The following is a 14940-nucleotide window of genomic DNA, read 5'->3' on the forward strand; positions in this document are numbered from 1 at the left end:
TGGTTCCCCCCTTGAGTATAGCCTAAATTTCAAAATTCAAAGCGCATAGGATATAGAAAAGAAAGGGGGTGAAGTTATGAGCAACGGAGGATACGGTGGTGGCGGTGGCTACGGCTCAGGCTTTGCTTTATTAGTTGTGTTATTTATTTTATTAATTATCGTTGGTGCAGCGTTCCTATACTAATTAATAAAATGCCGAAAAGCTAAGGATATGCTGTTCCTTAGCTTTTCTTATCAATATCTAGGCATTCGCACCGCACGCTTGGGTCGAGGCCAGAAGAACCTTGGCGTCAACACAAGCTTCAAGGATGTGTTCATGTAATGACCCGCGTGCGGACGGGCGCGGATGCTTCTTCATTAGACTGCAAATAAAATTTCAACATAAAATGAAACAAGTAAAATGGTAATAAGTATATTGATAGTTCGGAATATCTTTGGTTGGTTTTCTTCGGGAATTTCACGTCGCATGCACAGTGCATAGGTCATGCGGTTAATTTGAAATAAATAGAATACCGAGAATAGAACTACAATCATTAATAGCAAGTCTATTCCTCCCCTCTTTCAGTATTATTAGCATATCAAAAAACGGCAATAAAACACAAGTACAAGCGAATCAGTTAATCGTAGGGGGTACTAAAATTTCATAGCCCTTAGGTGTTTCCTCAATTTGGGCATCTTTAGGTGAATTCAACAAATATTTCACGTAAAGAATATCAATTAAACATAAACTGCAATGATACGCTAACAGTAATGTTCCATAATGTGTATAGGCAGGTAACAGCCATGTACCTATCACGATACTTGTATTTAACACGATAAATGGTGTAAGTAATGCAAAAATATATCGGTTTTTTGATAAGGGCTCTCGAATACGCATATGCAGTACAGGAATAACATAAAATTGTTTCTTTACACGTAATTTGAGATGCTGGCGTAAGTCATATAATGCAAGAAAGTGCAAACTTTTATGAATAGGATACAGGGCGAGGATAGCCATCACAAATAACCAGAACATATGATCAGTATAGTATTCATTATGAAATAAATTAAATGTCACATAGGACACTGAAAAGACAGCGAGAAAGACAATCACAGCCATCATGATGATACGTGTCGTACCATAATGATGCTCAAGGTTTAAAATTTTCCAACAGTGCATATTAAATATCAACTCCAAAATAGTGAAGGGTCCTATTTAATGTAAATTGATTTCTATCAGAATGCAAGAGAAAGGAGGTATTTCAGAAATGTTTCTGAAATGCCTCCTTTTTAGTGTATTTATCCTTTTACAGTCGAACGTTCTTCAAACGTGTCAAAGGAGTCACGGAAATGTTGAAATGAACGTTCGAAAATATCGATAAAATCCTCACCATAAATATTACGAATGACAGCCATCACATCTAAAAATTCTGGGAAGCGACCATATAAATCTTTTAATGCTAAAGATCCCTCCAGCACAGAATGATAGGTGTTATGATAATTGCTATTCATTTCAATAATGAGGTCTGTCCCTGTATCAGTTAGCTCTACATACGTATTACGCTTGTCATCATCACGTTTTGAAAACTTTAGTAATCCACGTTCCTCTAATTTTTTAGAGAAGTTAAATGCTGTAGAAACGTGCATTACACCAAATTTTGCTACATCTGAAATGGAAGCCCCTTTTAAATGATAAGATATCCACAAAATATGATGCTCGTTAATGTTTAAATCATAAGGTTTAATCCATTGTTGCCAATCCTTTTCAACTGCTTTCCACAAGGCTTTTGATAATTGTGCAATTCTTTGACTGTAAAGCATTGCTTCTTTTTGAGTGTATAGTTCCTCTGACAAAGCCATCACCTGCTGCTTTCTTTAACGTTTTAAAAATATTATAGCAATAAAGAAAAAAAGTTTAAAGTTAGAAAAATTAAAAAATTGAAAAGTGGTTAAAAAATAACATTTTGACAATGAATTTTGATAAAAAAACGGCATTTATATCCAGGTTCTAAATCTTTATACCTGTGCATTTTCTTGTGGTTTTTCCTTTTTATCGGTGAATTGTGCAATGTTTTTCTCGATTTCGTTAATTGAATTCTGTAATGCTTCTATTTCTTGTTGCAAATTATTCTTCGTCGGTTCGATTTCTTGAGAAAAGCTAGTAATCGATTGTTTTAGGTCATTTATTATTTGCGGTATATTATTTTTCGCTTCATTTGTTAGCGTACCAACAGATTGTTTGACGTTATTAAGTTGGTGTTTAACATCTTGTAGTTTTTCTTTTGCGCTATCAGAATTGGACAATAAAGTCGTACGGAATTGTTGCCCTGATTGTGGTGTGGACAAAAGGACAGCAATGGCTCCACCAATAATGCCTGTAGTTAATCCGATTAAGAATGGTTTTGCTTTCATAGTGAATACCTCATTTCTATATTTGTGATCTTTCTTCTATTAAACCATGAAATCCATTGTTTCAAAAAGAAAAAAGAAGCTAAACGAGTGATTTTGCGTCACCTTTTAGCTTCTTTCCCTTTTATCTATGCTTAAAAACGTCGAACGTTCACGCCTACATTCATTCTTTGTTAAAAAAGAGAGGCACAAGCTTGTTTTATAAAGCTTGAGAAATCGCAGTGTTAAATTTAGAACGCTTCACTAATTTCGCAACGATCGGATAGATAATGATAAATGCTACAACGTTAAAAGCAACAGCTGGCAACACAACGCCAACAAACAGCATGGCAAATGTTGCGCCAACATTTGCATTAAATACAAACAGGGCAACGGATAAAAAGACAGTACCTGATAAAATCGTACCTAATCCAACTAAGACAGCTGCTATTGCAAAATGATTTATCACTTTTTTCAGCACGATCAGGAAGGCTAAAAAGACAAATCCTGTAACAGCTTTATCGATAATATTTGGGATAAAGCCTGCTGGGAATGTAGTAAACAAACCTGACAGTACGCCTGTAGATAAAGACAGTAAAAAAGTTTCCTTTATTGTAGGGAACAATAAAATACCGATAAACATCATCGTTAACATGAAATCAGGTTTCATGCCATTTACCATACCTGGTGTGACCACATATAGGGCAGCACCGACACCGACTAAAAGCGCCATTAATACTAAATTCTTTGTATTCATTTCTAATCTCTCCTCGACTATGCTAATCTGTTTGTCTCCTAACGTGTCCTCCTGACCGTTAGCGAAACTTATTTGTGATTGTAAACTAAAAATGAGCATTTGACAATAGCGTTTCGGCACCATTATCTAAATTGTTTGGAAATTGTGTGAGTGCCTGGCACACCTTAAGCACACATTTAACGAAAAAACCACTATGCTTTTTGCTACACAGTGGATTTCTTTTGGATAAATTGTACGAGAATTGTGTGAGTGCCTGGCACTATAAATTAGCTTGAATGCGGTTGGCTACGTCTGTTAATTGCTCAGGTGTGTAATTTTGTGTTTGCCAAATTAAGCCTAAGCCTTCTTTTTCGTCATAACGCGGAATAAAATGTAAGTGGTAGTGGAAAACAGTTTGTCCCGCTGCTGCACCGTTGTTATTAATAGTATTCATGCCGATAGGGTTAAATGCGGCTTTAATAGCATTGGCTAGTTTCGGCGCAACTGCGTATAAATTACGTGCTACGTCTTCTGGCATTTCGAATAAGTCTTGGCAGTGATGTTTTGGAATTAATAATGTGTGACCTTTTGCAACAGGTGCAATGTCCGTGAATGCATAGACATGTTCATCTTCATAAACTTTTGTACTTGGAATTGATCCATCAATGATTTTGCAAAATAGGCAATCGCTCATTCGTAAAATCCCCCTTATTTTTATATGTAAGTTTATTCTATCATACTCATAACTGAATCATTTGCTAATTTTTGATAAAATAAAAACAAGAAGAGGAGTGAGGGTATGTCGGTATTAGAAGTGCAACATGTGACAGGTGGTTATACGAAAAAACCTGTTATTAAAGAATTGTCATTTACAATAGGTAAAGGAGAACTTGTCGGGCTAATTGGTTTAAATGGTGCGGGTAAAAGTACGACCATTAAACATATTATCGGAACAATGCTTCCGAAAGAAGGCGATATTCGTCTTAATGGCGTGACGTTAAAAGAAAACACGGACAAGTATCGTACATCATTTTCATATATCCCTGAAACACCGGTTTTATATGATGAGTTAACATTGCGTGAACATTTAGCATTAACAGCGATGGCATATGGTTTAGATGAGGCGACACTAGCAGCGCGTTCAGAAGTTTTATTAAAGGAATTTCGCATGGAAAAACGCCTAAATTGGTTCCCTTCGCATTTCTCCAAAGGGATGCGTCAAAAAGTGATGATTATGTGTGCTTTTTTAGTGAACCCTAGTTTGTATATAATTGACGAACCATTTGTCGGACTAGATCCGCTCGGTATTCAATCATTGCTCGACCAGATGGATACAAAGAAAAAAGAAGGGGCATCGATTTTAATGTCGACGCATATTTTATCGACAGCTGAAAAGCATTGTGACCGCATTATTTTATTGCATGAAGGACGTGTGCGAGCACAAGGAACGATGGCGGATTTACGTCAGGCATTTGGTATGCCGCATGCGACTTTAGATGACCTATATATTGCGATGACGAAGGAGCGGGACCATGAAGAACTTGCATGATGTATGGTCTTCGCGCTTCATGCATTACATCAGCGAAGTACAAAAATATATGCAGTTTATTTTTACTGGACATATAGCAATTGTACTTGTGTTTCTTGTTGGAGCAGGGGGCTATCAATATAGTGAGTGGTTGAAAATCGTAGAGACCGATTTTCCTGCTGAGGGGCTTATTGCCTTAATACTAGGTGTATTACTAGCATTTAGCCGCCCAACGACATTATTGCGTGAGCCAGACCAAGTATATTTATTGCCATTAGAATCGAAAATGGCACAGTATTTTAAAAAGGCGCTAGCGTGGACATTTTGGTCACAAGTTTGGCTGGTGGCGATTGTTTATATTGTTAGTATCCCTTTATTAAAAGCTGTAACAGAATTAACAACAGCGAATATTTGGACAGTATTTTTCCTAGCTATCGCTTTAAAGTTTATTAGTGTGCAAGGGGAATTTAGTTATCGTTATAGTGAACGTGGTCACTATGTATGGATAGATAGACTAGTACGAGCTATTATTTTTGGCGTCACTGTCTATATGGGACTGCAAATGCAACTGCTTCTCGCATTGATTGGCGCAATTATTGGTTGTGTCTATGTTGTAGTGTTTCGCAAAAAGTGTGCGCATGAGCCCGTACCGTATGAGCATTTTGTAAAACTAGAACAAAATCGGATGATGAGTTTCTATCGTTTTGCAAATTATTTCACGGATGTCCCTCATTTACGTGGCAGCATACGACGAAGAGCATGGCTTGACTGGTTTTATAACTTTATTCCCTATCACAAGGGAAATGCTCAAAAGTACTTAGTGTTCCGTACCTTTATACGAACAGATGACCATTTCTATTTATGGCTCCGCTTAACAGCTATCTCAGCTATTATTGCGGCGTTTGTGGATATTCCTGTTGTTACATGGATTGTAGCAGGTGCCCTAAGCTTTGCGACGACGATTCAGTTAAAGCAAGCATTATTAGCAAGTGGAGAGTTCCGGATGGACATGCTTTATCCATTACCAGAGAATGCCCGTAAAGCGGCTGTTAAGCAAGTAGTTCGTCTGACAATGATTGCGCAAGCGATTATTGTGACACTATGTGGTATAATGCAGCCGATGTTTTATGTAACAACGCTCATTATCCTTGTTGTTAGTGAAATTACTGCGAAAGTATCAAAACCTTAAAAAAGAAAGCTCATTTTGCCCAAGAACTAGGCAAGATGAGCTTTCGTTATTTTATTCCACGAATTGATATTCTAGCGCAGCGCTTAACATAACTTTTGCCGCTACAAGCATCCCTTTTTCATCAATATCAAATTTCGGATGATGATGCGGTGCATAGTCAACAGGTTCAGCGCCTGTAAAGAAGAATGTCCCTGGTTTTTCTTCTAAATAATAAGCGAAATCTTCGCCACCCATAGTTGCTGGGATTTCGACAACATCACAGATGCCTTGGGCAACATCACGGACAAATAACGTTTCTTTTTCATGATTAACAATCGCTGGGTAGCCTTTGCGGTACTCTAGCTCAATTGTGCAATCATGGGCAATTTCAGTTCCTTGCACAACACGTTTAAATTCACGTTCCATCGTTGCACGAACATCTTTGTCAAAAGTACGGATTGTACCATTTAAGTAAGCAGTATCGGCAATAATGTTATCGGCATTCGAAGCAACGAATGAGCCAACGGTAAGAACGGCTGATTCTGTTGGTGCTACACGACGTGCTACCAGTTGTTGAAGATTCATCACAAGTTGTGAGCCAATAACGATTGCATCTTTTGTTTGGTGAGGGTGTGCGCCATGACCACCTTTACCTTGAATTTTTAATTCAAAACTATCAACGGCCGCCATTAGTGGACCAACACGATAGCCAATCATACCTGTTGGATGATTGGAAGATAAATGTGTACCAAATATTGCATCGACACCGTCTAGTGCACCCGCCTGTACCATACCGATTGCACCACCTGGATCGGCTTCTTCCGCATGTTGATGAATTAGCACATATTCACCTGCTAAGTCATCTCGCATTTCCCATAACAGTTTCCCTACGACTAATAACGTAGCAGTATGACCATCATGACCACAAGCGTGCATCACTCCTGCTACTGTTGATTTGTAAGGAACATCTTTTTCGTCTTGAATAGGGAGTGCATCAAAATCAGCACGCAAGGCAATCCTTTTACCAGGCTTGCTCCCTTTAATGCGCGCAATCAGTCCATAACCGCTAACATTTGGCTCAACTGGAACACCAAGCTTTTGATAGTATTCAATAATATAGTTGGCTGTTTCTTGCTCTTGGAAGCTGAGTTCTGGATGCATATGTAGATGGCGGCGAATGGCCACCATTTCATCAAAATGGGCATCAATTTTATCGAGTATTAGTTGATTCATAAGTAAGTGCTCCTTTTAAAAAAATTATGCCTCGTCGTCCTCTTTCGGGGCAACGCTATAAGTCGACACATAGGAGGCGGCAGAAAAAATATTTTGTTGGCGCACACCAGTCGGTTCTTCGCGTTGGGCATGTGCCTTATTATACGCTTTTGAGCTTTTCCATGCTTCAAATGAGTGTGGTCCATTCCACTGTGTCATCACAATGTACGTATCACCATTTATTGGGCGCAATAGACGAAAAGCGATAAAACCAGGCTCGTCCTCAATCGCGCGTGCGCGATTTAAAAAACGGTGTTCAAATACAGGGCGGCCTTCATCTGTCACAGGAATATTGTTGAAGACGAAGAAGCCACGTTCTTCTAATTCGTTTACTGAGTCCAATACTTCGAATTTACGTGGTGTAGCGAATACAGTTTTCCCCTGAGTTTCATGGATAAGCACTGAATTGCCTTCGCCATGCATTAAAATCATATGTTCGTCAGGGTACTTGTTTTTCACCTGTTCCATAAATTCTCCTGTACCAGAAGTTAAATAAATATACATTATTTTGCCCTCCTTATGAATGTCTATAACTTCGTTATTATCTCCATTTAAGTGTAAGTTACCCGCTTTGTCAAAAAAGTAAGCGCGCAGAAAGAACAATTTTATGACATTTCACTAGTAAAACTATACAATTGCAGAGGAAGCGTTTACTATTGAAAACGGATATCAATAATAATGGAATAAACAAGTGATTTTTTAGGATATGAATTTCATCGAGGGGAAGGAAATAATCAATGACAACACTTTTCAATGATACACTTCTACGTGCTGCACGAGGGGAAAGGACTGAGCATACTCCAGTCTGGTATATGCGGCAGGCAGGTCGTTCTCAACCAGAATATCGTGCCATTAAAGAAAAATATTCTTTAGAGGAAATTACACATCAACCTGAGCTTTGTGCGTATGTTACACGTTTACCAGTAGAAAACTACAATGTGGATGCTGCAATTTTATATAAAGATATCGTAACACCTCTACCTGGTATCGGTGTGGATGTGAAAATTAAAGCTGGTGTAGGCCCGGTTATTTCCAATCCAATTCGCACAGTTGCAGATGTAGCAAACTTAGGTGAGTTCAATGCAAAGGAACACACACCTTTCGTCTTAGAAACAATAAAATTACTAACAGAAGAACAGCTTAATGTGCCATTAATTGGTTTTGCAGGAGCTCCGTTCACATTAGCAAGCTATATGATTGAAGGCGGACCTTCTAAAAACTATAATAAAACAAAATCATTTATGGTTTCTGAGCCACAGGCATGGTTTGCATTAATGGATAAACTAGCAGACATGATTATTGCTGACGTTTCAGCGCAAGTAGAAGCTGGTGCAAAAGCAATCCAAGTATTTGATTCTTGGGTAGGTGCCTTAAATGTTGAAGACTATCGCGTGTTTATTAAACCTGTTATGACACGTATTTTCGGTGAGTTGAAAAAAGAAAATGTACCACTTATTCAATTTGGTGTTGGTGCAAGCCATCTCGTAAAAGAGTGGCATGATTTACCGATAGATGTTGTGGGCTTAGATTGGCGATTACCAATTAAAGAAGCTCGTGCAAAAGGCATTACAAAGCCGGTACAAGGAAATCTAGATCCTTCATTGTTACTTGCTGATTGGTCAGTAATTGAAAAGCGAACAAAAGATATTATTGATCAAGGTCTAGAGGTGCCAGGTCATATCTTTAACTTAGGACATGGTGTATTCCCAGAAGTTAATCCAGAAGTATTAAAACGTTTAACAACACTAATTCATGAATACAGTGCACAACAAATTCAAGCACGTTCTTAAAATAAGTTTAGTGTGAATTAACGTAAGTTATTGAACAGTCGCAAAGAGAGTAAATTCTAAATGAGGCAATTACATTGCGAAGTGGTGTAATTGCTGTTGGCGTACAGAAATCATACAAAAAATATAGTTTAACTATTATTTAGAGGTGAAAAGGTTTATGAAAAAGGTTAAAGGTTTATTAGTAATGGCATATGGCACACCCTATAAAGAAGAAGATATTGAACCCTACTACACACATATTCGTCACGGACGTAGACCATCTGACGAGCATTTAGAAGATTTACGCAGTCGCTATGAGGCAATTGGCGGTTTATCGCCACTAGCTGCTGCAACAGAAGCGCAGGCTGAAGCTTTATGTGCCCGTTTAAATGAAGTGCAAGATGAAGTAGAATACAAACTATTTATTGGCTTAAAGCATATTCATCCTTTCATTGAGGACGCAGTGGAGGAAATGGTTGCGGCAGGGATTAAAGAAGCAGTTTCTATCGTATTAGCACCCCATTTTTCAACATTCTCTATTAAATCATATAATGGTCGTGCAGCAGAAACAGCAGGTGATCGCCTGACAATAACTTCTGTAGAGTCTTGGTATGATGAGCCGAAGTTTATTGAATATTGGCAAGGGAAAGTGAATGAAACATTTGCTGCTATGTCTGACGAAGAACGTGAGAAGGCTTGCTTAATTGTATCAGCGCATTCACTACCAGTGAAAATTAAAGAACTAGGCGATCCATACGAAGACCAATTAATTGAAACAGCTCGACTAATTCAAGAAGCTACGGGTGTGAAAAATGTAGAAGTGGGCTGGCAATCAGCAGGGCAAACACCAGAGCCATGGTTTGGTCCAGATGTCCAAGATTTAACGCGTGACCTTTACGAGCAAAAGGGATACCGTTCATTTGTTTACACACCAGTAGGCTTTGTAACAGAACATTTAGAGGTACTTTATGATAACGATTATGAATGTAAAGTGGTTTGCGAGGAGTTAGGTGCTAATTATTATCGCCCAGCAATGCCAAATACACATCCATTGTTTATAGATGCTATGGTAGATGCCATTCATAAAAAATTAAGCTAAGCGAAAAGAAAGTGATGATGTAGGTGACTCAAAAAAGACGTAAGGTAGTTGTTGTTGGCGGCGGGATTACAGGCCTTACAGCTGCATTCTATATGCAAAAACAAGCGCGTACAAAAGAATTGCCGGTAGATATCGTACTTGTCGAGTCGTCATTACGTCTTGGCGGAAAAATCCAAACTCTTAGAAAAGATGGCTTTATTATTGAGCGAGGGCCAGAATCCTTTTTCGATCGTGAAAATTATATTCAAGCACTTGCGAAGGATTTAAACATTGAACATAAGATAATAACTGGGGATTCGGGACCTACTTATATAGCTGTAGGAAGTAAATTATATCCGATTCCGAACAATCTAATGTCAGGAGCAACGCCACAGATCTCGCCATTCATTACATCAGGTTTATTTTCACTCAGCGGGAAAATTCGTGCAGCGGGAGATTTTATTCTCCCGCGTTCTGCACGGGATGACGACCAGCCGTTAGGAGAGTTTTTTCGAAGAAGATTTGGTGCTGAAGTTGTGGAGAATTTAGTTGAACCATTACTTGCAGGAACTTTAGCAGGGGACATTGAACAACTAAGTATGCAATCAACTTTTCCTCAGCTCTATGAATTAGAGCAAAAGTATCGTAGTTTGCTTATCGGTATGAAAAAGTCAGGGACAAATTTTTTAAGTTCCAATCAGATAGCAGAGGATAAAGGAATTTTTCAAACCTTTGAAAATGGTTTGGAGACGCTTATTGAAAAATTAGAAGCATCGTTAGCGCCTGGAACAGTTTTGAAGGGTGTAAAAGTAGAGCACATTGACCATGGCAAAGATGGTGCAGTGCAGGTCGAATTAAATAATTTTTCGCATATAACAGCGGATGCTGTCATCATTGCAACACCGTTTAATGTTGCGCAAATGATGTTTACTAAACATCAACTGCTGACAGAGTTAAATACGATGAAAGCTGCAACGATTGCTACGGTGACGATGGCATTTAAAAAGGAACAGCTTGGTGATTTAGATGCACTTGCATTTTATGTTTCTAGAAATAGTGATTTTTCCATAACATCTTGTACATGGATTAATCGTAAATGGCCTAACACTACTCCTAAAGATTATGTATTATTACGCAGCTATATTGGTCGTGTAGGTGATGAAACAATTGTGGCCCTATCTGATTCAGAAATTGAAAAAACTGTATTACAAGACTTGAAAAATACAATTGGTATAGATGGAGAACCAGTGACAACGGTTGTCTCCCGTTGGAAAAACGCTATGCCTCAATATACTGTTGGACATGAAGCTAAAATTGAACGTGTGAAAGCAGAACTGTATGAGCATTTCCCTACAGTAAAACTAGCAGGTAGCTCTTTTGAGGGGATATCCATTCCTGAATGTGTAGAGCAAGGATGCAATGCGGCAAATGAAATTTTAAGTGAAATGTTTATGCAGGTTTACTAAAAAAGTAGTACAAAATTATATTTGTACTACTTTTTTTATTTAATGGTTTTAATTAAAGGATGGCTTAATTATACGTTTTTTTAGTGGAGAGTTGTTTGACTCTGTGAAATCTAAGATAAGCCTTAAAATTCGCGTATGACAAAGCGGATTTTAAGGCTTAAAAAAAGTCGTGAATGCTATTTTAGCCGAGATAAACCTTGCCTATATTCATTTGATACAATCATTAGGAAATTCGGTGGCATGACCAAACAATACCTCCGGAGTTAGCGCCTCCTAATGTTAATGCGATACTTAAGCCATTTGCATTATAAAATAAATCAATGGCATCACCTGCAGTCAATTCAACTTCGCCAGCTAATGTGACAGTTCCATTACCAAGAACAGCTCTAATGGTTAAAAGAGTAACAGCTAAATTTAATACTGGGAATAAACCGCTTATTAGGTTAGTTGTTGTATTTCTCCGAATGGCAAATGAAGGATTGACGCCTGCACCAATGCCAAGACTTATGGCAGCAACTGTAGAATAGTTGATTGTTGCTTCGAAGGAATATCTACCGGTTGTTGGAACTGTATAGATACCAGTTGTTGGATTAAATGCTGGTGTTGTGAAATAAGGTGATGCGACGCTCCAGTTAGTTAAAGTAGCAGAGCTACTTACAGCTAAAGTGCTTAAGAAGGCTGAGAATCCTTCTGTAAATGCTGGCCCTGTAGGTCCTGTAGCGCCGGTTACGCCAGTAGGTCCCGTGTTGCCAGTGGCCCCCGTAGCCCCAGTGACGCCAGTAGGTCCCGTGTTGCCAGTGGCCCCCGTAGCCCCAGTGACGCCAGTAGGCCCCGTGTTGCCCGTAGCCCCAGTTACGCCCGTAGGCCCCGTGTTACCAGTGACCCCAGTCACGCCGGTAGGTCCCGTATTGCCAGTGGCTCCAGTTACACCGGTAGGCCCCGTGTTGCCAGTGGCTCCAGTTACACCGGTAGCCCCCGTGTTGCCAGTGGCTCCAGTTACGCCAGTAGGCCCCGTGTTACCAGTAGCCCCAGTTACGCCCGTAGGCCCCGTGTTGCCAGTGGCTCCAGTTACACCGGTAGGCCCCGTGTTGCCCGTAGCGCCGGTTACGCCCGTAGGCCCGGTGTTGCCCGTAGCCCCCGTAGGTCCGATAAGCCCCGCAGCGCCAGTTTCACCAGTAGGTCCCGTAGGCCCCGTAGGCCCCGTGTTACCAGTGACCCCAGTGACGCCCGTAGGCCCCGTGTTACCAGTAGCCCCGGTTACGCCCGTAGGCCCCGTGTTGCCAGTGGCTCCAGTTACACCGGTAGGCCCCGTGTTGCCCGTAGCGCCGGTTATGCCCGTAGGCCCAGTGTTGCCAGTAGCCCCAGTTACGCCAGTAGGTCCGGTATTGCCCGTAGCGCCGGTTACGCCAGTAGGTCCCGTGTTGCCCGTAGCCCCCGTAGGTCCGATAAGCCCCGTAGCCCCAGTTACGCCCGTAGGCCCAGTGTTGCCAGTGGCTCCAGTTACGCCCGTAGGCCCAGTGTTGCCAGTGGCTCCCGTTACGCCAGTAGGCCCAGTGTTGCCCGTAGCCCCCGTAGGTCCGATAAGCCCCGCAGCGCCAGTTTCACCCGTAGGCCCCGTAGGCCCCGTGTTACCAGTAGCCCCAGTTACGCCCGTAGGTCCAGTGTTGCCAGTGGCTCCAGTTACGCCAGTAGGCCCAGTGTTGCCAGTGGCTCCAGTTACGCCAGTAGGCCCAGTGTTGCCCGTAGCCCCCGTAGGTCCGATAAGCCCCGCAGCGCCAGTTTCACCAGTAGGTCCCGTAGGTCCAGTGTTACCAGTGACCCCAGTCACGCCAGTTACGCCAGTAGGTCCGGTATTGCCAGTGGCTCCCGTTACGCCTGTAGGCCCCGTGTTGCCCGTAGCCCCCGTAGGTCCATTAAGCCCCGTAGCGCCGGTTTCACCAGTGGCACCAGTAGGCCCAGTGTTACCCGTAGCTCCAGTCACACCGGTAGCCCCATTAAGCCCCGTATCACCTGTCGGACCAGTAGGACCGGTAGCCCCAGTAGGCCCAGTAGGACCTGTAGGTTTACTTGGCCATACGCAGCTATATTCCGGTATATTAATACAGCCAGAGTAATTGTTAGTCGGAATTTTTACGCAACCACAAGGAAATGTTTTACATTTACTACAAACATTATTTAAAAAATAATCTTCGAATTTCATTTATTCACCTCCCCTCTCAAATATCCTATTCAAGAAATTGATAGAGGAAGAGGACGCTTAACTACTTTGCGAGTCAATATGATAATTTAAAAATTAAGTAATATTGATATTTAAGAGTGTCCGCTGTAAAACATGGAGAAGGGAATAGAAATAAAGCAATTTAGCAAGTATCAATTTGTGCAGTACTAATAAATTAAGGCTTGCTATTGTCTTTGTTCAACAAATGGTTAAAATAGTTTTTATTGTGTAAGATTTTAGGATCATTTGGTAAATAGGCGCCAGCTAATTCATTATGGGTATTAGCTAGTTCATATTGTTGTAATCGGTCGTAGAGGACACAAAGTTGTAAATGGGGTAACCATGTAGTATAGGTTTTATTTTGAAATGGAGCATGCGGTTTTGGTTTAATTGTTAATGCTTGTTCGTACCAAAAGATGGCCTCATGATTTTTTCCTTGTTCCATAAAATGATAGCCAAGCCTACAGCAAGCTTCAGGACGAGGGGTATCATATTCAAAGCTTCTTAAAATAGAACTAACATTATTTTCTTTATCATTCAATTTTGAATAACAGTCGGCTAATTTAAAACAGGCAGTAATATTATCTTCTACCCAACCTAATTTAGATGTTAAAAAATGCTCGTAATAAAATATCGCTTCTTCGACCTCATTATGATCCAGTAATTCATTGGCATAATAGAAAGTGTCACGGGGCGTAAGTGGTTCTCCCGATTGCAGGAGTTTTTTATAAATAGCAATATTGCGTTGATGATCATGATGAAGTGGTAGGTGACTAACAGCAACATCACTGTCGAAAAGATGTCCACCAACCTCTAAATATTCATGGACCGCCCCTATCCAGCGAAACTGTTTTTCTTTTTTTACTAATCGATATCTTCTTATAAGAGCACTGACATTTCCTTCGTTATCAAAGCTTAAATTATAATTCATCGAGACAGCATCGATATCGGGTTTTAAAGATTCTTTTAAGGCTTTAAATTTTTCTTGATCCTCTGCTAGTATCACATCATCTGCATCTAGCCAGAGAATATAGTCAGCTGTTGCTTGTTGGAATGAAAAATTACGCGCTTCAGCAAAATGATGGATCCACTCAAAATCAAAAATACGATCAGTGAATTGTTTAACAATTTCCTTAGTCTTGTCGCTGGAGCCTGTGTCCACTATATTTATTTCATCAACTAAATCCTTTACAGATTCAAGGCATCTGGCAATGACATCTTCTTCGTTTTTCACAATCATACATAAACTAATGGTTACCAAAATACGATTCCTCCTTACGATAATCTTTGTAGTATATGTGACATTCAAATTTTTTGCGAAGCTAGTTGCCCTTACTT

At 40.3% G+C, this 14940-nt stretch carries 16 protein-coding genes; 6 read left to right on the forward strand and 10 right to left on the reverse strand.

The features are described from left to right. The first annotated feature begins 76 nt into the window (after positions 1-76). Entirely contained in the window at positions 77-184 is a 108-nt protein-coding gene (locus ACIQXI_RS13800) for a YjcZ family sporulation protein (RefSeq protein WP_080647610.1), read from the forward strand. A gap of 173 nt (positions 185-357) precedes the next feature. Here ACIQXI_RS13800 and ACIQXI_RS13805 read toward each other — a convergent pair whose 3' ends face one another. The 6 genes from ACIQXI_RS13805 to ACIQXI_RS13830 form a co-directional block, all read right to left on the reverse strand. Beyond that, positions 358-543: a hypothetical protein gene (locus ACIQXI_RS13805; protein WP_010857338.1), complete on the reverse strand. Its 186-nt coding sequence runs from the start codon at positions 541-543 to the stop codon at positions 358-360. Positions 544-613: 70 nt separating this feature from the next. Then, positions 614-1159, reverse strand: a complete 546-nt coding sequence (locus ACIQXI_RS13810; protein ID WP_402925894.1) for a DUF3267 domain-containing protein — start codon at positions 1157-1159, stop codon at positions 614-616. Positions 1160-1278: 119 nt separating this feature from the next. Further along, on the reverse strand, positions 1279-1839 hold the full coding sequence (locus tag ACIQXI_RS13815; protein ID WP_402925897.1) for an HTH-type transcriptional regulator Hpr: 561 nt from the start codon (positions 1837-1839) through the stop codon (positions 1279-1281). 156 nt (positions 1840-1995) lie between these two features. Then, entirely contained in the window at positions 1996-2391 is a 396-nt protein-coding gene (locus ACIQXI_RS13820; protein WP_402925899.1) for a YtxH domain-containing protein, read from the reverse strand. Between the two features lie 196 nt (positions 2392-2587). Further along, entirely contained in the window at positions 2588-3124 is a 537-nt protein-coding gene (locus tag ACIQXI_RS13825; RefSeq protein WP_402925902.1) for a tryptophan transporter, read from the reverse strand. 259 nt (positions 3125-3383) lie between these two features. Continuing rightward, positions 3384-3797 carry an HIT family protein gene (locus ACIQXI_RS13830; RefSeq protein WP_402925904.1) on the reverse strand — a complete coding sequence of 138 codons (414 nt, stop codon included), beginning with the start codon at positions 3795-3797 and terminating at the stop codon, positions 3384-3386. Positions 3798-3902: 105 nt separating this feature from the next. On the opposite strand from ACIQXI_RS13830, the gene ACIQXI_RS13835 reads away from it, so the two are divergent. Next, complete coding sequence (locus ACIQXI_RS13835) at positions 3903-4652, forward strand: ABC transporter ATP-binding protein (protein WP_402925906.1); 750 nt, start codon at positions 3903-3905, stop codon at positions 4650-4652. Then, positions 4636-5820: an ABC transporter permease gene (locus ACIQXI_RS13840; RefSeq protein WP_402925909.1), complete on the forward strand. Its 1185-nt coding sequence runs from the start codon at positions 4636-4638 to the stop codon at positions 5818-5820. The genes ACIQXI_RS13835 and ACIQXI_RS13840 overlap by 17 nt, the downstream gene beginning before the upstream one ends. 51 nt (positions 5821-5871) lie before the next feature. On the opposite strand, the gene ACIQXI_RS13845 is transcribed toward ACIQXI_RS13840, so the two are convergent. Both ACIQXI_RS13845 and ACIQXI_RS13850 read right to left on the reverse strand, forming a co-directional pair. Further along, positions 5872-7032 carry a M20 metallopeptidase family protein gene (locus ACIQXI_RS13845; protein WP_402925910.1) on the reverse strand — a complete coding sequence of 387 codons (1161 nt, stop codon included), beginning with the start codon at positions 7030-7032 and terminating at the stop codon, positions 5872-5874. A gap of 24 nt (positions 7033-7056) precedes the next feature. Beyond that, complete coding sequence (locus tag ACIQXI_RS13850) at positions 7057-7575, reverse strand: antibiotic biosynthesis monooxygenase family protein (RefSeq protein WP_402925912.1); 519 nt, start codon at positions 7573-7575, stop codon at positions 7057-7059. Between the two features lie 233 nt (positions 7576-7808). On the opposite strand from ACIQXI_RS13850, the gene hemE reads away from it, so the two are divergent. The 3 genes from hemE (at position 7809) to hemY (ending at position 11384) form a co-directional block, all read left to right on the forward strand. Then, positions 7809-8861 carry a uroporphyrinogen decarboxylase gene (gene hemE, locus ACIQXI_RS13855; RefSeq protein WP_402925914.1) on the forward strand — a complete coding sequence of 351 codons (1053 nt, stop codon included), beginning with the start codon at positions 7809-7811 and terminating at the stop codon, positions 8859-8861. Positions 8862-9018: 157 nt separating this feature from the next. Beyond that, the gene (hemH, locus tag ACIQXI_RS13860) at positions 9019-9939 is read left to right on the forward strand and encodes a ferrochelatase (RefSeq protein ID WP_402925917.1); all 921 of its coding nucleotides are present in this window, start codon (positions 9019-9021) and stop codon (positions 9937-9939) included. A 23-nt stretch (positions 9940-9962) separates the two neighbouring features. Further along, positions 9963-11384, forward strand: coding sequence for a protoporphyrinogen oxidase (gene hemY, locus ACIQXI_RS13865; protein WP_402925919.1), 1422 nt, complete (start codon positions 9963-9965; stop codon positions 11382-11384). A 223-nt stretch (positions 11385-11607) separates the two neighbouring features. Here hemY and ACIQXI_RS13870 read toward each other — a convergent pair whose 3' ends face one another. Both ACIQXI_RS13870 and ACIQXI_RS13875 read right to left on the reverse strand, forming a co-directional pair. Beyond that, entirely contained in the window at positions 11608-13584 is a 1977-nt protein-coding gene (locus tag ACIQXI_RS13870; protein WP_402925921.1) for a collagen-like domain-containing protein, read from the reverse strand. 193 nt (positions 13585-13777) lie between these two features. Then, positions 13778-14863, reverse strand: coding sequence for a glycosyltransferase (locus ACIQXI_RS13875; protein ID WP_402925923.1), 1086 nt, complete (start codon positions 14861-14863; stop codon positions 13778-13780). Positions 14864-14940 lie beyond the last annotated feature (77 nt).

Source organism: Lysinibacillus sp. NPDC097195 (assembly GCF_044762075.1).
Taxonomy (GTDB): domain Bacteria; phylum Bacillota; class Bacilli; order Bacillales_A; family Planococcaceae; genus Lysinibacillus.